At 44.1% G+C, this 18,800-nt stretch carries 17 protein-coding genes; 13 read left to right on the top strand and 4 right to left on the bottom strand.

What is annotated here, in order from left to right:
- Nucleotides 1-10 precede the first annotated feature (10 nt).
- The 7 genes from MHH46_RS17480 to MHH46_RS17450 all read left to right on the top strand — a co-directional run bounded on the left by MHH46_RS17480 (nucleotide 11) and on the right by MHH46_RS17450 (nucleotide 7,985).
- Nucleotides 11-520, top strand: coding sequence for a hypothetical protein (locus MHH46_RS17480; RefSeq protein ID WP_076190196.1), 510 nt, complete (start codon nucleotides 11-13; stop codon nucleotides 518-520).
- The gene (locus MHH46_RS17475; protein ID WP_076190197.1) at nucleotides 517-1,383 is read left to right on the top strand and encodes an SDR family oxidoreductase; all 867 of its coding nucleotides are present in this window, start codon (nucleotides 517-519) and stop codon (nucleotides 1,381-1,383) included. The genes MHH46_RS17480 and MHH46_RS17475 overlap by 4 nt, the downstream gene beginning before the upstream one ends.
- A 549-nt stretch (nucleotides 1,384-1,932) precedes the next feature.
- Nucleotides 1,933-4,074: a peptide ABC transporter substrate-binding protein gene (locus MHH46_RS17470; RefSeq protein WP_076190198.1), complete on the top strand. Its 2,142-nt coding sequence runs from the start codon at nucleotides 1,933-1,935 to the stop codon at nucleotides 4,072-4,074.
- A 75-nt stretch (nucleotides 4,075-4,149) separates the two neighbouring features.
- A complete protein-coding gene (locus tag MHH46_RS17465; protein WP_036687660.1) occupies nucleotides 4,150-5,112 on the top strand; it encodes an ABC transporter permease in 963 nt (320 codons plus the stop codon).
- A gap of 36 nt (nucleotides 5,113-5,148) precedes the next feature.
- A complete protein-coding gene (locus tag MHH46_RS17460; protein ID WP_081387748.1) occupies nucleotides 5,149-6,051 on the top strand; it encodes an ABC transporter permease in 903 nt (300 codons plus the stop codon).
- A 1-nt stretch (nucleotide 6,052) separates the two neighbouring features.
- Entirely contained in the window at nucleotides 6,053-7,039 is a 987-nt protein-coding gene (locus MHH46_RS17455; protein ID WP_036687658.1) for an ABC transporter ATP-binding protein, read from the top strand.
- Nucleotides 7,029-7,985, top strand: coding sequence for an ABC transporter ATP-binding protein (locus MHH46_RS17450; RefSeq protein WP_076184417.1), 957 nt, complete (start codon nucleotides 7,029-7,031; stop codon nucleotides 7,983-7,985). Before MHH46_RS17455 ends, MHH46_RS17450 begins: the two co-directional genes overlap by 11 nt.
- Before the next feature lie 142 nt (nucleotides 7,986-8,127).
- On the opposite strand, the gene MHH46_RS17445 is transcribed toward MHH46_RS17450, so the two are convergent.
- The 3 genes from MHH46_RS17445 to MHH46_RS17435 form a co-directional block, all read right to left on the bottom strand.
- Nucleotides 8,128-8,835, bottom strand: coding sequence for a DsbA family protein (locus tag MHH46_RS17445; RefSeq protein ID WP_036687653.1), 708 nt, complete (start codon nucleotides 8,833-8,835; stop codon nucleotides 8,128-8,130).
- A 109-nt stretch (nucleotides 8,836-8,944) separates the two neighbouring features.
- A complete protein-coding gene (locus MHH46_RS17440; protein ID WP_076098782.1) occupies nucleotides 8,945-9,691 on the bottom strand; it encodes an HAD family hydrolase in 747 nt (248 codons plus the stop codon).
- Between the two features lie 36 nt (nucleotides 9,692-9,727).
- On the bottom strand, nucleotides 9,728-10,645 hold the full coding sequence (locus MHH46_RS17435; protein ID WP_036687649.1) for a helix-turn-helix transcriptional regulator: 918 nt from the start codon (nucleotides 10,643-10,645) through the stop codon (nucleotides 9,728-9,730).
- A 178-nt stretch (nucleotides 10,646-10,823) separates the two neighbouring features.
- Here MHH46_RS17435 and MHH46_RS17430 point away from each other — a divergent pair, with 178 nt between their 5' ends.
- From MHH46_RS17430 to MHH46_RS17405, 6 genes are all read left to right on the top strand, one after another.
- A complete protein-coding gene (locus MHH46_RS17430) occupies nucleotides 10,824-11,960 on the top strand; it encodes an MFS transporter (RefSeq protein ID WP_341004285.1) in 1,137 nt (378 codons plus the stop codon).
- Between the two features lie 90 nt (nucleotides 11,961-12,050).
- Nucleotides 12,051-12,776, top strand: coding sequence for a phosphonate ABC transporter ATP-binding protein (locus tag MHH46_RS17425; RefSeq protein WP_036687647.1), 726 nt, complete (start codon nucleotides 12,051-12,053; stop codon nucleotides 12,774-12,776).
- Nucleotides 12,777-12,810: 34 nt separating this feature from the next.
- Nucleotides 12,811-14,091 (top strand): hypothetical protein, encoded by a 1,281-nt coding sequence (locus MHH46_RS17420; protein ID WP_254847685.1) that lies wholly within the window; start codon nucleotides 12,811-12,813, stop codon nucleotides 14,089-14,091.
- Nucleotides 14,084-14,782 carry a response regulator transcription factor gene (locus MHH46_RS17415; protein WP_036687642.1) on the top strand — a complete coding sequence of 233 codons (699 nt, stop codon included), beginning with the start codon at nucleotides 14,084-14,086 and terminating at the stop codon, nucleotides 14,780-14,782. Before MHH46_RS17420 ends, MHH46_RS17415 begins: the two co-directional genes overlap by 8 nt.
- Nucleotides 14,779-16,245, top strand: a complete 1,467-nt coding sequence (locus MHH46_RS17410) for a HAMP domain-containing sensor histidine kinase (protein WP_051491526.1) — start codon at nucleotides 14,779-14,781, stop codon at nucleotides 16,243-16,245. Before MHH46_RS17415 ends, MHH46_RS17410 begins: the two co-directional genes overlap by 4 nt.
- Nucleotides 16,246-16,251: 6 nt before the next feature.
- Nucleotides 16,252-17,310 carry a GNAT family N-acetyltransferase gene (locus MHH46_RS17405; protein ID WP_081387749.1) on the top strand — a complete coding sequence of 353 codons (1,059 nt, stop codon included), beginning with the start codon at nucleotides 16,252-16,254 and terminating at the stop codon, nucleotides 17,308-17,310.
- Nucleotides 17,311-17,410: 100 nt separating this feature from the next.
- Here MHH46_RS17405 and MHH46_RS17400 read toward each other — a convergent pair whose 3' ends face one another.
- A complete protein-coding gene (locus MHH46_RS17400) occupies nucleotides 17,411-18,634 on the bottom strand; it encodes a glucose-1-phosphate adenylyltransferase (protein WP_076130041.1) in 1,224 nt (407 codons plus the stop codon).
- Nucleotides 18,635-18,800 lie beyond the last annotated feature (166 nt).

The following is an 18,800-nucleotide window of genomic DNA, read 5'->3' as shown; positions in this document are numbered from 1 at the left end:
GAGCAAGTAAATGAACCAGATAAAATACCCGAATCAGACAGATGATGTTTACAGCATCAAGGCTGTTGGTTCCAAGAAAAAGACTTTTGTACTATGGCGTGAAGTTGTAATGGCCTATGCTGCTCCTGCCATTATGGCAGGTATCGGGGGATTGGTTACTGTAGATAGTGGGCTTCAAATAGCGGCATTGACCACTATTGGCGGTGCATCGGCCTTGATGGCCTTGATGATTGGCCTTTTGTTGCGCAGCCGAGTGGGCCATTTGCGATGGGTCATCGGTGCACCTCACTTGGTTGTAGTAGGGGTATTCGCAATGGCCGGGTCCACATTTGGACTATACGCTGCATGGGTGACATCTGTTTTTGTAGAATTTATGATTCCGAGTAATCACTTGGCCTGGGTAAATCGTGTCTGGATCGATTTCCCGTTGTCTGGATTCATAGCGAGCACGATAGTGACATGGCGGTGGCGACTTGCCGTCACAACTAATTTTTCGTCCAAAAGGAGAAGAAAAAAATGATTGTTATTATGGGAGCAACAGGTACGATTGGAAGTGCGCTTTTGGAACGTTTGGTTGATCTTGGTGTACCTGTCAGGGCGCTGAGCAGAGAGCCAGAGAAGTTGCGTGATCAAATCGGAGAAAAAAGCCGATCAATTATCGAGGTCGCTTTTGTGGATGCTTCTGACCCTACATCGGTGCGCCGCGCGTTTACAGGTGCTAGCCAGCTCTTCCTTGCCATGTCCAACAGTCCAAGACAAATCGAATTGGAAACCTCAATCATTCAGATTGCCACCGAATCTGGAATCAAACATATCGTAAAAATATCCAGTCCAGCCTTTGAGCAGAGCGCTCCAGTGGCAGTGGCGGGCTGGCATCAAGAAATTGAGAACACGTTGAGGGAATCGGGTATCACCCATACCGTATTGCGCCCTTATGCGTTCATGCAAAATTTAATGCGCTTTGCACCAACGATCACAACCCAAAATGTTTTCTTCGGCTCTATGGGCGTTTCACCGTGTAACTTTATTGACTGTCGTGATATTGCAGACGTTGCCGCAGAAGTTCTGATCAACGACAAGATATCAGGCCATATATATACGCTTACTGGTTCGGAGATTTTCAGTTATCCCCAGATTGCGAGTCGACTATCTGCCCTGCTTAATCGGCCGATAAGTTACATCAACATGGACCCTCAAGTACTACTCCGTAATCTTATTGAGCATGGGAATCTGCCTCCTTGGCTCGCGAACCACGTTGTGGAAATTCAAACCATGTCTAGGATGGTGCCAGAAAGTCCAAATGACACTGTGAAGCGTTTACTCGGCAGAGACCCACGCACACTAGACGCCTTTCTACATGAGTGTGTAGATAATTTCCGGTAGAGGCGGAGTCCACCTATTCTGATATTTGTATCGATAACAGTATTTTATTCCGATTCCCATATCTAAATGGTTCAGAGTGTATCCCAAAGGTCATAAAATGACTGCCGGGATGCACTCTTTTTATTATGTCCTAAGGAACTCAACTCATAGAACTAGTTCTTCTATAGCATTTATATCAGCATTACAAGAAATAAGCTAAAATTCGTCAATAAGTTAGTGTTATTTACGAAATAACACTAAAAAAGCTAATAAAAAATTAACGAAAAATTCATATTATAAGATTAAGTTATATTAATAATAACTAGTTATGCTAACTAACGTAACATTTTTTCTTGACAATCTTTGTGGAAAATTTTAGAATGTAAGCGATTACTCTTAGTTTCCTGAGTGATATTCAAAAGAAGATATTCGTAAGTTCACCAACAAACATCGGAGTTTAAATTTAGGGGGGCAAAGCATGAAAAGGTGAAGGATAACATCATAGATAACAAGATAATAAAATGTTAGTTTTTTTGTTTCATGACTATGTATGAGGGGGTTCACTTGAGGATGAAAAAAAAGAACGCGTTCTTAGCTCTACTTCTGTCATTTTCTTTGTTATCTGTGACTGCTTGCAGTAATTCCTCTAATAGTGCCAATGAGAACGGTAAAAATGCTGCAGGTAATAGCAATACTTCGGTAAAAGCAACCAGTGATGTGGGTCAAACGGCAGTTAAGAATGAGGGCGCTTCTGATCTTGAAATTAAAGCGGGAAGTTCGGTAACCGTTTTCAATCCAAAGATCCCGACGCTCGATCCTACACAATGGCAAGGACAAATTCTGGTAGGGCAAGGAACTTTGCTCGAAGGGCTTTATGGCTACAATCAGGATAATGAAATCGTTCCGAAAATTGCGACAGGTTATACCGTTTCCGATGACAAAAAAACTTGGACATTTACCCTCCGTAAAGATGCCAAATGGTCAAACGGCGATCCAGTAACCGCCCATGATTTTTATTTTTCTTATATGTATCAATTGGATCCAGCTAACACAACCGCACAACTTTGGCTAAGCGTACTTAATTTTGTGAAGAACGGATATGCATACCATGCCGGATCTGTAAGTAAAGAAGAAGTTGGTCTAAAAGTAGTTGATGATTACACGCTGGAAATTACGACCACGCTGCCTCACGCTATTCTGGGGGATATGGTTCTTTCCGGGTCGATGCCTATGAATCCTAAAGCGGTCGAAGCGAACCCTGGTAAGTGGTTTGAACCGGGGAATTTTGTGAGCAACGGCCCTTACATGGTTAAATCTTTTACACCTAACGGTGAACTCGTCATGGTGAGCAATCCGAATTATATAGGCGCAGCCGGCCAGCTTAATCACGGCAATGTAGAGACCATCCATGTTCTTCCGGCGACAACCGTGCCGGTGGAGGATTATATGTCCGGCCATGCAGATGTCGTTCTAATCCAAAGCGCGTCTGATTTACAATACGTGAAGAAAACGGAGGAGCTAAAGTCCCAGCTGTATACTGCAGCGACTTATGCGATCAAATATTTGCTCTGGAGCAACCCGACAACGGAATCTCCATATGACAAAAAAGAGGTGCGCCAGGCTATCGCCAAAGCGATCCAGCGTAAACCGATCGTAGAATCGGTGCTGAACGGCATGGGCGGGGCGACCAATATCTTTGCTTCACCAGGTTGGCCAACGGAAAAACTGGAGCAAGGACTTCCGGAAGATCTCGAGGCAGCCAAACAATTATTGAAGGATGCTGGTTATGAAGGCGGTAAAGGTCTGCCAACCCTATCGTTGTATGTTGGGGTCAAGCAAGTAGATGCTCAGGGTGAACAAATCGCTTTGGCGTTAGGTCAATTACTGCAACAAAATCTTGGTATTAAAACAGAGCTAGTTCAGCTCAATGAGGCGCAGTTTAACGCTTATCAGTACAGCGGACCTCAGGGCGATGCAAAACCAGGCTTTATTCTGGCGTCGGGCGCAACCAACTGGAGTGAACCAGGAAGTTTGGACATGGGTTCAACGCAGCAACTATATTCCATAGGAACACTGGATGCCCCGCTAGAAGCTACGAAACAATTCGTGGATTGGACCAAGGAAACTTATTATAAACCGGCCATTGAAAAATATGGGGATCCGGATAATAAGAACGCCGGTGTGGAATGGAGCGACTGGGCAGCATTAGAAAAAGCTGCTAAAGAGGATATCGCCTTTTTGGATAAATGGACAGCAGAGCAGCCTGCAGATTGGCAGCCTTATTTGAAACAACCGGGGCTTCCAACGGCCGCTGAACAATGGCAACAGATTGTAGACCTTTGGAAAAATGCTAAAAATAACGATGAAAAACATGCCGCCTTTGTAACCGCTTGGACCTTCGTAGCACCAAACGCGCCAGGTGGCAAGTTGAATCAAAATGCACTTGATGTACAGGTATATTACAACAGTTATCAATCTGATACCTTAAGAGATTTGAGAATGTGGCAAGCGCAATTCGTAAATGCGCTGACCGTCGAAGACGCTGCTCCTATCGCGGCTAAGGTAGTTAATAACCTGCTCGAAGAAGCTTATGCTGTTCCGTTGTATTATCAACAGCAATACTTCTTGGTAAAACCCGGAATTACAGGAGTGCAATCAAATCCTTGGGCATGGGGCAACTTCTATGGGCTGCATCTTTTATCTGTAGAATAATCCTAAATGGGTTGAATAATTACCAATCGCGGGCGCCAATTATGGTGCCCGTGAATCGGTAAAGGAGGGTCGGATTTGACCATATTGAAATTTATTTCAAAGCGCATTTTACAAATTATTATCACTTTAATCTTGGTCATTTCAGTTAGCTATACCATGATGTATTATTCACCTGGCGGTTTCATGAATACGAATACCATGGCTACGGCACTGGCTCCGCTGCAAGGGCAAAACCCTGTTCTCTATCAACAAGTCATGGACCAGTTTCAAAGCCGGTATGGTTTGAATTTACCGCTGTGGCAACAAATCATGAAGTATATATGGCATCAATTAACCTTCGATTTCGGTAATTCGATGCAGAATCCGTCTTTGCAAATTGCGACTCAACTGAAGCAGGCTTTGCCGATCAGTACACTTTTGGCCTTTGGATCTGTTGTTCTTTCGGTAATTATCGGGGTTCCGCTTGGCATTATTGCAGCACTCAAACGTAACACTTGGATTGATTATGTGGTAAGCACCATCTCATTGACGGGTCAGGCCATTCCGGCATTTGTTCTCGCGGTGATTATGGTTTTGTTATTTGGTGTTGTGTTTCAAGGAATTCTGCCTGTAACGGGATGGGGTCACTGGAGGCAAGCAATTTTGCCGATTATTTGTTTATCTGCGGCGAATGTCGGTGTTGTTGCCAGATATATGCGGGGCAGTCTGATCGAAACCATGAGGTCGGATTTTATGCGAACCGCAAAAGCTAAGGGTGTCAAATATTGGCCGATGATTTTTAAGCATGGTGTCAAAAACTCGCTGACTGCGATGATAACCGTCATCGGACCTCAATTTGCTTTTACCGTGATGGGCACGATCTGGGTGGAGCAAATTTTCGCCATTCCAGCGCTTGGTCAGGTGATGCAGACGGCATTTACCAGTTTCGACTATCCGCTCGCCATCACATCTGTATTTCTGCTGGGATCCATGATTATGATTATGAATTTACTCGTTGACATTATTTATGCCTTTATTGATCCGCGTGTCAGATTATAAGCGGCACAGACTATACGAACCTAGGAGGGGGAGCAATTGGCTGGCACAGTTGCAGCAACTCAATCGGATGTAGCTTTGAAGAGAAAAAAGAATCTTCAGAGATCCCAGTTTTATCAAGGTTGGAAGCGATTTAAAAGACATCGTCTTGCCGTTATTGGTTTGGTCTGGGTTATCCTTTTTTTGATCGCGGGGATCATTGGACCTTGGGTGGCCCCATATGACTATCGCACGGGAGATTTTTTGGCTATCAATCAAGGGCCGACCTGGCAGCATATTTTTGGTACGGATAATGTGGGGCATGACATGTTCAGCCAGATTCTGTTCAGTGTTCGAAGCGCTCTGATTATTGCTTTTGGCGCGACTTTGGTCAGCTTCATTATCGGGATCATATTGGGCTTGTGGGCCGGATTGCGCGGCGGAATCGCCGATATGATTATTATGCGTGCTGTGGATTTTATGATGACCTTGCCGGGATTTTTGTTCGCCTTGATATTAGTCATTATGCTGGGACGTGGGTATTTATCTTTGATTCTAGCAATTGGAATTCCGGGTTGGGCGGGGTATGCACGCTTGATCCGAAGTCTGGTCCTAAGTATGCGGGACGGGGAGATGGTGGAAGCGGCAAGAGCGTTAGGCGCATCTCAGGCGCATATTGCCAGACAGTATATGTTACCGAATGTTATCGGCAGTATGGGTGTCTCTCTCGCCTTCGGGATTCCCGGTGATCTCATCCAGATTGCAGGCTTAAGTATTTTTGGCATGGGGCTTCGGCCGCCAATCCCTTCATTTGGGAGTATGATTGCTCAAGCCAGTGAGAATATTCTCGGCTTTCCATGGCTGCTGTATTTTCCGGCAGGTATCTTTGCAATAACCTTGCTTTCGTTTCTGTTTGTAGCAGACGGTCTCCAGGAAGCATTCAGTCCGAAAGGAGGCAATTAATATGGGTGAACCGCTACTTTCTATTGATGACCTTCATGTGAAGTTCTCCCGCAGTGAAGATGAAGTTTATGCCGTAAACGGCGTCAGTTTTTCGATCAATGAAAATGAATCCTTGGGGATTGTTGGTGAAAGTGGCTCCGGTAAGTCCGTTACATTGATGTCATCAATTGGGCTCATCCGTGAAAATGGAAAAATAACATCGGGGACAGCTCAGTTTAATGGTAAGGACTTACTTAAAATGCGTCCCAAACAATTAGAAGATATTCGTGGACGTGACATCGGCGTTGTTTTTCAAGATCCGATGACCAGCTTGAACCCGATCATGCGTATCGGGGATCAAATAATGGAAGCCATGCTAACACATCAATATGCAAACCGGAAGGAAGCTTTTGACCGCACCATTCAGCTCTTGCATGAAATGGGGATTCCGGATCCTAAATCACGATTTAAAAGTTATCCTCACGAATTTTCCGGTGGTATGCGCCAACGTATCATGATTGCTATTGCTTTGGCATGTGAACCGCAATTATTGATTGCCGATGAGCCAACAACCGCGCTTGATGTCACTGTGCAGATGCAGATTCTTGCACTATTGCAGGAATTGCGCAGAAAACATGGGATGAGCGTAGTGATGGTAACGCATGATTTTGGCCTTGCGACCAACTTTTGTGACAAAATCATTGTGATGTACGGGGGCCAAATCATGGAGAAAGCCACTACGGACAAGTTCATAAGTGAGGCGGCGCATCCCTATTCACTTGGATTGAAACGCTCCATTATCGAAGTGGGCCACAAGGGAAAAGAAATAATGCCTATTCCAAAGACGGCAAAGACACTTACACAGACATTGACCGGCTGTCCATTTGCCGATCGTTGCTTCTATACAACTGAACGGTGTCAGAATGAAGTTCCCAAGCTTCGTGATTTTAGCACCGATCATCAGATCGCCTGCCATCATGCTGAGGAGGTCGCTTCCTATGCCCAATAATCCGCTCTTGCGCGTAGAAAATGTCTCGAAAACTTTTCGGGTACAAGGAAAAAAGCTGCATGCCATCGAGAATGTTTCTTTTACCCTGGAAGCGGGGAAAACACTGGGGCTTGTTGGGGAAAGTGGCTCAGGAAAATCAACCTTAGGGCGAATGGTTCTGCGTCTACTCGAATCTGACAAAGGAAAAATATTTTTTGAGGACGTGGAGCTCTCAAAGGCAAATAAAGAGAAGCTGCGGGCGATGCGCCGGGATATGCAAATTATTTTCCAGGATCCCAAGGCGAGCCTCAGTCCGAGAATGACGGTAGGAGACGCTATTGAAGATGCAATGGCTATCCACAAAATCGGAACTAAAGTAAGCCGGCATGAGCGTGTGATCGAACTACTTGAGCGGGTCGGTTTGCCTTCTGAAGTCCAATACGCTTATCCGCATGAACTGTCAGGTGGACAATTGCAGCGGGTTGGGATTGCTAGAGCGTTGTCACTGAATCCCAAATTGCTCATTTGCGATGAACCGGTGTCCGCATTGGATGTATCTATTCAGGTTCAAGTCATTCAACTACTAAAGGATTTGCAGAAGGAGTTTAACCTGACTTATATCTTTATTTCGCATAATTTGGCAGTAGTGGAGTATTTGAGTGATGATATCGCGGTTCTTTATTTAGGAGAGGTAGTTGAGCAGGCTCCGGCGGATGAATTGTTCAAGAAACCTACGCATCCTTACACGCAGGTCCTGCTAAATTCGATTTTGAAGATTCCGGATAGTGTGGAGCAGAAGCAGCAGATGGTATCGATTCAAGGCGAGGTGCCATCACCGCTTAATCCACCAAGTGGCTGCACTTTTCATCCGCGGTGTTCTTATGCCTCGGATGTATGTATGGCTGTCAAGCCTGAACGGAAAATCGTGTCAGAAGGCCATAGTGCCGTGTGTCATTTGGTAGAATAAAAAGTGGCTTAATTAAGTAATCAGCAGATGACTTCTGTATATCACAGGAGTCATCTTTTTTAATTCATACACACAAAAAAGCCCTGTAAGAAGGTCACTTTTTTCAAAGGGAACAGCTTATAGGGCGCAGTTTAAAGACTGATTACTGCTTGTCAATCGCTGCTGCTAACCCTTCATACGAAGAATCCTGAAGCAGCACTCCGTTCACCATAAATTTAGGAGTACCGTTCACTCCGTAGGAACCAGCGATCTTAAAGTCTTCTTTTACATCGAACATGTAGGTATGATTCTTGAGATCTGTTTCAAATTGGGCGTAATCAATGCCCTCGATGTTATTCTTAACGAATTTTAAAATGAATTTCTGAGTGGCCCAAATTTCGCTCTCATCGCCTTGATTAGCGTACAGCTTATGAAGGTATTCCCAGAACTTCTCGTTGCTTTGCTTATAGATGGCTTCGCCGGCGCTAGCAGCAAGATAAGAGTCCCGGTCCAAAAATGCAAAGTTCATGAAGAAAAGTTCCACTTTTCCGGTATCTACGTAGTCTTTAATAAAAGTATCCAGATACTTTTCAGTCCACATTTTGCAGGCGGGACATTTGAAATCTGCGAATTCGATAACTTTAACTTTGGCATCAGGACTTCCAAGATGAGGTTGCTTCTCATATTTCAGCCCATCAACAACAATGCTTCCCTTTACGTCGGTGTAGTTGGGTAGATCTGCTGTATCATCAGTCTTATTGCTTAAGATGAAAACAATTACAGCGAGAAGGATTACAACAACGACACCTAATATCATGGGAAGCAAAGGTCTTTTGGTCTGAGATTGTTTAGCTGACACTTTCTTATTCATATCTCACCTCCTAGACAATATAGGAATACTATAAAAATAGTATAATCATCCAGTTGGTAGTGTAGATATGTCATTTGTAACAATGCTACGTAACGTTGCAGCTAGATTATTAGTTTTTGAATTTAGCGGCTGAGCGAATGACAGGGGGCACCTCGTGGATGGACGAAATAGTCATCACGGCTTGCTGCATCTCTTGCTCCAGCTCGATAAGGTTATAGCTCCATTCATTTTGCTGCTTCAGGTAAATACTGTTGATGCCTGCGGTAACTGCGGGAAGTACATCTGTACGTAACGAGTTGCCAATCATCCAGGTACGTTTGCGGTCAAAGCTTTGGGTAGCCAAAATATTTTCAAGCGCCTCAACATTTTTATGCTTCCGAATATAGATACGATCGTCAAAATAAGCATCCAGCTTCATTTGTTCAATTTTACGTTGCTGAATGGTGTCGTCCCCGCCAGTATACAAGAATAAATGGTGACCCTCTTGCTTCAGCGTATCGAGTGTTTCAACCATGCCAGGGTAAGCTTCAATTTCTTGGTCATAAACGCTTAGGCCGAGCTTGTGTAATTGCTGCTCTTGAAAGCGATCTGTCGGACGGTTATATTTGGCGCAGAAATAACGGTAGGTGGCGATTAAGGATTTGGGAAAGTTGTCGCTGGCCAGGCCACTTGTGTTGACGGTATCAACATCAATTTCTATTTGCTTGCTGCGTAATTCACTGGTGCTTGGGCCAAATTCATTAAACCAATCAGTCATGAGCTCGAAATATTGCCCTAAAATTAAATCGAAATATTTGTTGCAATGAACCAGCGTATCATCTAGATCGAAAATTACTTGTTGAGTTGTGTATTTCATATCTCTCACTCCTTGGATCTGTATCTGTATAGTGTTCTATAGGTGAATATAAGATTCTAGAAACATTTGAAGCTCAGAAGCGCCGTCTGGACGGATACTGAAGCGCTCGTCTTGTTCCCCGCGAAGATGGATACGGAGTAAACCAGCTACGCGTAGGATCATTAGGTGATGCATAAGCATTTCTCTGGATTGATTTAGATCGGACTGCATCTCCCATAGAGATTTGGGTTCATGGGCGACATACCGAAGCAATCGGAGTCTGGTTGGATCTGACAGCGCCTTGGTCATGCGCAATAGCACCATCGGTGGTTCATTTTCATCTTCCAATGGCACATCTACAGGATACTGTACAATCACCATAGTTTTGTAGAAGCAGTAGGTGTTAATTGGTCGATTATGAACGGTAGGCAATAATACTATAGTCTTAAGATCCCGTATATCCTCGAAAACTACACCACCGGATGCATATTCAATTAAAGAAATAGGGTCCATTTTGCTTTCCAGCATTTTTTTCTCAGAGGCATCTTCAATTAATAACGGTAAAATCTTGTGTTCTACATGACGAAAATATTGCTCATACCAGAGTCTAAGAAGCGGACTATAGCTGCTCTTGATCCGGGAAGCTTCATCTATGGTGAAATCATGAATTAACGGTGCGATCTGCTGATAACACTCTTCTATAGAAGCTGAATCCAGATCATCCAGGAAATGCAGCACTGATGTTGCGGGCCCTCGGCTGTAAACCCAAGCATATAACACATCATAATCTGTAAATGGCCACTCGGCAGCTTGCATGAGAGCTGTTACTTTATGAGGAGTAATGCGATCTTCCACATCACTAACCCAGTGGGGACCGAGGTCTAAATTGGAGATCCATTTTCTGGTTACATATATCATAAAACTGTCCAACAGTTCATAAACCGGCGATACGTCGATTTTTAATTCGTAATCCATGTAACATGCACCCCCAGAAATCCGTAACTTCTACATATTATCTCTTGTTTTGAAGAGGGTTGTCCACTATAATGTTTGGTGTTTGCCAATTGGCGTTAGATCACATCATTGTTTTTATTATAGGGGGATATCATCCGTGTCAGACCGGCTTAAAGTATCTATACGAAGTAATAGCAAAATGACTTTCATGATTCTTATTACCGCTACTATAGCCGCAGGGCTTAGCCAAGGGCTGTTGCTGCCCATTCTATCCATTCTTTTGGAGCAAAAAGGAGTGTCCTCGTCACTGAACGGACTGAATGCTGCCGCCCTATACATAGGATCATTTGGGATGACCTTGATTGCTGAACGTGTTCTTGGAGCGGTTGGATTTAAAAAATTGATAGCTGGTGGGATTAGTTTAGTCTTAGTAAGCTTGCTCATGTTTCCCTTTTTTACAGGGATCAAGGTATGGTTTGTATTGCGTCTGCTTGTGGGTGTGGGCGATGCTGCGATTAATTACGGGGCCCAGCTTTGGGTTCTGCTTATGACACCTGCCGAGCATCGCGGACGTAATCTTTCACTATATGGCATGTCCTATGGTCTGGGTTTTAGCTTAGGACCACTTGGGATAAGTCTGCTGCGTTATGGACAGGCCGTGCCTTTTATTGTTCTCGCATTTCTATTTTTGTTAGTCTTAATCCTTGTGACTACAATTCTGCCGGATTCCCGGCCAGATAAAGCGGAGAGTGGTGAAAGCCAGGTTCGCCGTTTCGGTCGTTGTTACAGCTTAGCCTGGTTCGCTTTAATTCCAGCCCTTTTATATGGCTTTATGGAAGCCAGCTTAAATAGCAGCTTTCCGGTATATGGTCTGCGTATCGGTTACAGCACAGATCAAATTGCAGCGTTATTGCCTTTTGCGGGGATTGGAGGACTGCTTCTGCAGTTTCCATTAGGTCTGTGGAGCGACCGGTTTGGCCGCAAGCGGGTACTGATTATTGCCGGGATCGGAGGCGGGATCGCCTTTGCGATGTTGCCGCTGGCAGGTGATCATTTTACATTGACAATGGTGCTTCTGATGATCGCAGGAGGACTAGTAGGTTCCTTTTTCTCTTTAGGTCTAAGTCTGGCTGCGGATATTTTACCAAGACATCTACTGCCTGCTGCCAATGTGGTTGCTTCTTTCCATTTTAGTATTGGCAGTATTATCGGCCCCGGCATTGGTGGTTTGTTGCTGCAAGTGGGCTTAAGCGGCGGTATTTTCGCCCTGATGGGTGGTTTATATATCGTGTTCGGCTTGCTGGGGTTATTATTCTCGCCACAACCTAGAAATTGAGGTAAGATAAGAACGAGTGCTCGCATGGAAATTGAACTCACATTCAGAGTACACTATAGATTATAGATGAAGACAGGGAGAGGCTGAACTATGATCACAGTTGAACACTTAGCCAAGGCAGTTGGGGAAGACAAAAATCCGGTCCTGCAGGATATAGGATTTCAATTAGAGCCGGGTGAACTCGTAGCCATACTTGGAGCGAGTGGGAGCGGTAAGACCACTTTATTACGCTGTTTAGCGCTGCGAGAGAAGTGGGACAGAGGGAATTTTAGAGTGGACGGTACGGATATTATGGCGAGTGCCTTTTCCGGAAAAAGAAAAATTCGACGGGAGTGGGCTTACCTGGAGCAGAATGCAGAGCTCAATCCTAACCGCACAGCGCTGAAAAACGTGCTGATCGGCCAGTCCGCACAGACGCCAATGTGGCGTATGGTTACAGGGATGGTTCGTTCAGATGATTATATGGGTGCGATGGATGAATTAGATGCCCTTGGACTTCTAGACAAAGCGAAGATGAAGACTAGCCAGCTAAGCGGTGGAGAACGTCAGCGTGTAGCGATTGCTAGAGCATTAACTCATGGTGCCAAAGTAATTCTAGCGGATGAACCGGTTACGGGTCTGGACCCCAAATCCGCAGAAAGTGTATTGGAAACTTTGCGCAGACTGTGTAAAGAGACGGGTCTTACCGTAGTGACGGTGCTGCCTATTGAACTGGCTGAACGTTTCGCTTCACGTATATGGGTACTAGAAGATGGACGAATTAAGCATGATATAAAGGGACGTAGATTAACGTCTCAGGAACGCGCAAATTTGTAAAGTTCGGACACGGATAAGGAAAAGAGTGATGAGGTTGAGTATAAAAAGTCTTAGGTGCCTGGCAGCTGCAACACTGTCGTTATCCGTACTTTCGGGTTGTACTTTCATCAGTGATCCTGTTTCGAAGATGAAAGCTCCGCAGCTGTCTGCTGACAAAGCAACACTTATGGCTGCTATTAATTCACATATTCCAGCGGGTACGGAGTTGATCCGCCCGGTTAATGATGAGAGCTCAATTTTCACAGAGGATCTCAATAACGATGGAATTATGGAGTCGTTGGTGTTCTATAGAACGCCAAGCGAAGCTGTAGAGATTCACGGGATGATCTTAGAGAAGCAAGGAGATGCCTGGGTCAAAAAGCTTGTTTTTGATGGGGATGGAACTATGCTGGAGTCCGTCGATCTGAAAGATATGACAGGTGACGGGAAGCTGAATATCATTACAGGTTATTCACGCGGGGAAGAAAAAGGCCTCGTCGTGTATAGCTATTCCAGCGGATCATTGGAAGAAGTGCTTTCACTTCCTTACACCAAATATATGCTTGATGATCTTAACAAGGATGGAATTGAAGACATCACCGTTGTTTATTTTAAAAGAAATGAATTTGCAACCATTTCGATCTATCAGTACAATGATGGCTTTAAGGTGCTCGATAAGATCGAGGATATCGATCCGTATTTTTCTAATTATTACAATATTGTCGCAGGAAAGATTGCTAAGGATAAAGAAGGAATCGTATTAGACGCTTCGGTGGATTTCCAATCCGCCTACAGCTTAATGGTTCTTATGGAGCATAACAAGCTGCGTGTGGTTTTGCCAGGTGATACGAGGACTTACAAAGATCGTCTGATTGCAAGCGAAGATATCGATCATGATGGCATTATTGAAGTTGGATTGCTTGAAGCGCCAAAAGGATGGGAGTATTTCGACCCCGCAGATATTCCTTATTTCACCTCCTATTATAAATGGGATGGAAAAGATGGTCTAACCTTTGCAGTCCAGCTATATCGTGATCCATCGGATCGCTTTACTATTAATTTTGATCCAGAGCTGCATGGAAAGGTAAGTATTGATACGAAATCTGTTCTGGATAAAAACCTTAAGTTCATCATGACTGATACCGGAGAGACTTTTGCTGAGGTTTCCTTCTTTTCTCCTTCGGAATGGGATAAGGCTAAGAATGAAGGCTGGGAGCTGCTTGGACGGGATTTAGATAAAGTCATCGGCTACCGTGGTGAGCTAGAACAAAGTACAACTAAAGAAGGAAGCAATAAGATTGCCTCCCCTATTGAAAGGAAGGGAATAGATGAGTAAAGTTCTGATATTGGAAGATGAAGAGTCCATTCGCAGTTTCATAGTCATTAATTTGAAGCGTAATGGTTTCGAAGTGCTGGAGGCTGCTGACGGGAATGAAGCATTGCATAAATTAACCACTATACCTGATATTGATATTGCGTTATTGGATGTTATGGTTCCCGGCATTGATGGATTTGAAGTTTGTAGACGGATTAGGGAGACTAATGAACGCTTGGGAATTATTTTTCTTACCGCCAAGGTTCAGGAGCAGGATAAAGTTTACGCTTTGTCCGTAGGTGCAGATGATCATGTTAGTAAGCCATTTAGCCCAACGGAGCTAATTGCGCGTATTCAATCTTTGCTGCGCCGTGTAAATGTGCATCGTGAACAGTCGGCCAAGGTTTCTTTTCATTCGGGGCCTTTCAGCTTGGATCTTATTACCAAACAATTCAAACGTGATAATGTAGCCATTGAACTGACGCCCACGGAGTTCTCTCTGATTCAATTCTTTCTTGAAAAAGAAAACACTCCACTTAGCCGCGATCTTCTGTTGGATCATGTGTGGGGCAAGGAGTATATGGGTGATCCCAAAATTGTAGATGTAAATATCCGGCGCTTACGCCAGAAGATTGAGAACAATCCTTCGGAGCCGGAATTTTTGCAGACTGTATGGGGGCACGGATATAGATGGAAAGGCCAAGGACAATGATTAAGAAGGGGATGCGCAGACAGATTGTTCTGCACTACATTCTTGTAGTTTTTTTGGCGCTTCTCCTCGTAGAAGTTATCTTCCTGCTGGCCATCAGAACATATTATTATGACAGTGTATACAGCAAGATTAAAAATCACATTTCTGTTTCAGAGTCGTTTTTTCAAAAGAACATGATACCCAGCGATAATAGCATCTATCTGCTACAAGAAGTACTGGAGAGGTTCTCATTGAGCAAGACGGAGCTGGAAATCTTATCGCTAAATGGGGATATCATCACTAGTTCCACTGGCTTTCAGCCGGATCGGACCATTACGACCAGTGATGTACCAGAAGCCGTTGGCGGCAGCGTTGGGCGCTGGGTAGGGCGTCAGGCAGGCACGAATGAGAGCGTGATGGCGGTTTCCAAAATGCTGCAGATTCATGGACAGGATAAGTATGTCCTAAGGTATATTACTTCACTAGAAGAAATCAATAATGATTTGCTTAATCTAACTTTATTGTCCACTGCTATTGCTGCAGCTGTTATGGCTGTAGTTGTTGGGTTTAGCTTCGGACTGGCCAACTCGATTGTGAAGCCGCTGAATAATATTACGGCAGTTTCAGCTCAGATGGCGAAGGGGAGATTCAACGTACGGATTAAGGGAGACTATAAATTTGAGATTGGTGATTTGGCTTCAACGCTGAATTATATGGCTCAGGAAATTGTACGCAGTAATCAGATTAAGGATGATTTTATCTCGTCCATTTCTCACGAGCTGCGGACACCTCTTACAAGTATCAAGGGCTGGAGCGAAACCTTGGTTTCCGGTGGGTATGATCCGGAGGAGACAAAACTTGGAGTCAGCATCATCTCCAAAGAAAGTGAACGTCTGATTGGGCTGGTGGAGGAAATTCTCGACTTTTCTAAGCTGCAGCAGAACCAAATGAAGCTGTCGATTGGGGTTGTAGATGTAAAGGTGCTGCTACAAGAGACCATACTGAATGTTTGGGCTAAAGCGGAAAAGAAACGAATTCATCTGCTGCTGGAATGTGAAGACGCGATCTTTGTTAAAGGGGATGCCAATCGATTAAAACAGGTATTCTTGAACTTGGTAGACAATGCAGTAAAATTCTCACATGAAGATTCCAGTATTGAATTGTCAGCAAAGAGGCTGTCTGCTACAGAAACAGCGATTATGGTACGAGACAGCGGGATAGGGATTAGTGAAGCGCATATCTCCAGAGTTAAGGACCGTTTCTTTCAAGTGGATGCACTTAATGGAGGAACAGGCTTGGGGTTAGCGATCTCACAGCAGATTGTAGAACTTCATAATGGGACACTTGATATGGCAAGTGAGCTTGGAAAGGGAACGGAAGTAACCGTCATCTTGCCTCTTACTGAACCACAGCCGGAAGTTAACTCAGATGAGGTAACTCAAATTACAGCTACCTTTCCTGAATTAGATGATTGGGAGACGTGACCTGAGATGGGGATAACGAAGAATTCGATCCGTATAGTTCGTGGAGAGCCTGATCGGGTTAACGACATCTTGAGGCTGTTGCAAGAAGCGGCAGGATGGATGGAGCGTAACGGGATTAACCAATGGACACCCGGACAATTTAATGAGACCGATATTGCAGGATATTTCGCTGACAGACATGTTTATTTAGCCCTTGACGATGGGGCTGTAGTTGGCATGTTCACGTTGCAATTCAGTGATCCACAGTACTGGGGCCGTAAAAATGATGAGTCCTACGCTTATTTGCACCGATTGGCTGTGAAAGACTCCCACCGCGGCCGAGGACTTGGACAGCAAATGCTTAAATATGCAGTAGTTCTAGCCAAAGATCTAGGCTGTAAGAGTCTTAGGTTTGACACTGTGGCACATAACATTAAGCTTAATCGTTATTATCAGAGCATGGGTTTTCACTACATGGGCACTAACGATATGGGAAATGGTCGTTTAGTGAACTTATATGAACATTTTGAGGAAGGTGCTGAGTCAGACCGTCTGATCCTAAGGTTTATATCGGAATCTGATTTTGAACACTTAAAGCGCTGGAGTGTTTCTCCAGAGTATCTGAAGCAGTGGGCAGGACCTTCGTTAACTTATCCTTTAGATGATGAGCAGCTTGTTAAATACTTAAAGGATGCTAATCATCCAGGCTTATCCGATCGCCTTATCTTCTGTGCAATTCAAGAAGCTACGCAGCAGGTAGTGGGCCATATTAGCTTTTCAGTCATTGACCGGGTTAATCGTTCTGCACGTATCGGCAGGGTAGTGGTAGATCCTGAGTTTCAAGGTAAAGGCATTGGCAAACGTATGATGCAAGAAATGCTTCGAATCGGATTTGATGGTCTGGACCTGCATCGTCTGTCTCTGGGTGCTTTCGATTTCAATACGGCTGCCCTGAAAGCTTATGAAGCTGTTGGCTTTAAGCGGGAGGGTGTTCAACGTGAGTCTGCTTTATTCGGTGAGCAATATGTAGATTGTGTGGAAATGAGCATATTAGACAGAGAATGGACGGCTAGCCGTAATTCATAAAATCACTAATTCTTTACAACCGAAGGGGCTGTTGCTCTGGTCATGATCGACCAGGACAACAGCCCCTTTTTATATAAAGTATTTTTCTATATAATGGTTGTTATGAAGGAAGAACTTCACGCAAACGTCCTGTCTTCTCATACACATCCTGAAACAGACGGGAAGGTTGGTTTCGGACCGCCGGCTTGGCAGCCACAGTCTCATGTGGTCCAACGACAACGATATTATTTATGCTTCCCTTGATGACTGCTCCATCCTTAATGATTGCCCCTTCACCAATAATGGCATTCTCAATCAGCACTCCACGGCCAATGCGAACTCCAGGCATAATAACACTTTGTTTGATCTGGCTCATCTTACCGATTTCTACCCCATTAAAGACTACAGAACGTTGTAGACTACCTTCTTGGGAGCAGGATTCATTCACGAGAGAGTCCGTTGCTGGGTTCTGTACACGTGGTTTATGAACTGCAAGCTTAGTCCGGCGAACCCGACTATACATAGGCCAATGAGTCTTGTCTAACTTCATGCCATTGTCTTTTTGCAGAAGGTCCATATGTGCTTCCCAGAGACTGCCGACTGTACCTACATCTCTCCAGTAACCCTTGAAACGGTAAGCGAATAAATCATCGTTCTGATCCAGCATGGTAGGAATTACGTCTTTACCAAAGTCATGACTGGAATTAGGATTAGCTGCATCCCGCAACAAGTGCTCCTTCAGATAAGCCCACTCGAACAGGTAGATACCCATTGAAGCAAGATTACTTTTTGGTACTTTAGGTTTTTCCGCAAATTCGGAAATTTTCAGATCATCGTTTACGTTCATTACTCCAAAACGACTAGCCTCATCCCAAGGAACCTCCATTACGGAGATGGTTGCTTTTGCTCCTTTTTCAATATGATAATTCAGCATCTTACGGTAATTCATATGGTAAATATGGTCACCGGATAGAATGAGCACATGTTCTGGGTTGCGGCTATCAATAAAGTCAATGTTTTTATAAATCGCATCAGCAGTCCCTGTATAACTGTCTCTGCCTTCAACACCTGAAGGAAGCAGTGTGACACCTTTATCCTTTTGACTAACTAAGCCCCAAGGCTCACCTTCACCGATATGATTATGCAAAGAGTCAGCTTCGTATTGTGTCAGAACACCTACTGTATCAATGTTCGAATTTACACAGTTACTTAGCGGGAAATCAATAATTTTATACTGTCCACCGAAAGGGACTGCAGGCTTAGCCATACTGGAAGTCAAGGGAGCCAATCTGCGGCCTTCCCCTCCTGCCAATAACATGGCGATACAATCTTTTTTGTTGTTCATTTGTTATCCCTCCCATTATTTTGTCAATGCTTGTAATATAAACTTACGACAAGCGCTTGAAACGACATAGGTGAAATATATTGCTTTGTAAACAGAAAAATTACAATTAATATTTCTTTATCAGAAAATCTTTTCTTTTAACATCAAAACATTTTCAAAATGGTAA

Source organism: Paenibacillus sp. FSL H8-0175 (assembly GCF_045040615.1).
Lineage (GTDB): Bacteria > Bacillota > Bacilli > Paenibacillales > Paenibacillaceae > Paenibacillus_AQ > Paenibacillus_AQ odorifer.
Note: the sequence above shows the minus strand (reverse complement) of the source record. Positions and strands in the feature narration are given on the sequence as shown.

What these genes read in the sequence shown, in the direction of transcription:
- MHH46_RS17415 (WP_036687642.1), top strand. Translation starts at nt 14,084, where the DNA reads ATGAGTAAAGTTCTGATATTGGAAGATGAAGAGTCCATTCGCAGTTTC.
- MHH46_RS17440 (WP_076098782.1), bottom strand. Translation starts at nt 9,691, where the DNA reads ATGAAATACACAACTCAACAAGTAATTTTCGATCTAGATGATACGCTG.
- MHH46_RS17445 (WP_036687653.1), bottom strand. Translation starts at nt 8,835, where the DNA reads ATGAATAAGAAAGTGTCAGCTAAACAATCTCAGACCAAAAGACCTTTG.
- MHH46_RS17430 (WP_341004285.1), top strand. Translation starts at nt 10,824, where the DNA reads ATGACTTTCATGATTCTTATTACCGCTACTATAGCCGCAGGGCTTAGC.
- MHH46_RS17475 (WP_076190197.1), top strand. Translation starts at nt 517, where the DNA reads ATGATTGTTATTATGGGAGCAACAGGTACGATTGGAAGTGCGCTTTTG.
- MHH46_RS17400 (WP_076130041.1), bottom strand. Translation starts at nt 18,634, where the DNA reads ATGAACAACAAAAAAGATTGTATCGCCATGTTATTGGCAGGAGGGGAA.
- MHH46_RS17480 (WP_076190196.1), top strand. Translation starts at nt 11, where the DNA reads ATGAACCAGATAAAATACCCGAATCAGACAGATGATGTTTACAGCATC.
- MHH46_RS17455 (WP_036687658.1), top strand. Translation starts at nt 6,053, where the DNA reads ATGGGTGAACCGCTACTTTCTATTGATGACCTTCATGTGAAGTTCTCC.
- MHH46_RS17435 (WP_036687649.1), bottom strand. Translation starts at nt 10,645, where the DNA reads ATGGATTACGAATTAAAAATCGACGTATCGCCGGTTTATGAACTGTTG.
- MHH46_RS17410 (WP_051491526.1), top strand. Translation starts at nt 14,779, where the DNA reads ATGATTAAGAAGGGGATGCGCAGACAGATTGTTCTGCACTACATTCTT.
- MHH46_RS17425 (WP_036687647.1), top strand. Translation starts at nt 12,051, where the DNA reads ATGATCACAGTTGAACACTTAGCCAAGGCAGTTGGGGAAGACAAAAAT.
- MHH46_RS17450 (WP_076184417.1), top strand. Translation starts at nt 7,029, where the DNA reads ATGCCCAATAATCCGCTCTTGCGCGTAGAAAATGTCTCGAAAACTTTT.
- MHH46_RS17470 (WP_076190198.1), top strand. Translation starts at nt 1,933, where the DNA reads ATGAAAAAAAAGAACGCGTTCTTAGCTCTACTTCTGTCATTTTCTTTG.
- MHH46_RS17405 (WP_081387749.1), top strand. Translation starts at nt 16,252, where the DNA reads ATGGGGATAACGAAGAATTCGATCCGTATAGTTCGTGGAGAGCCTGAT.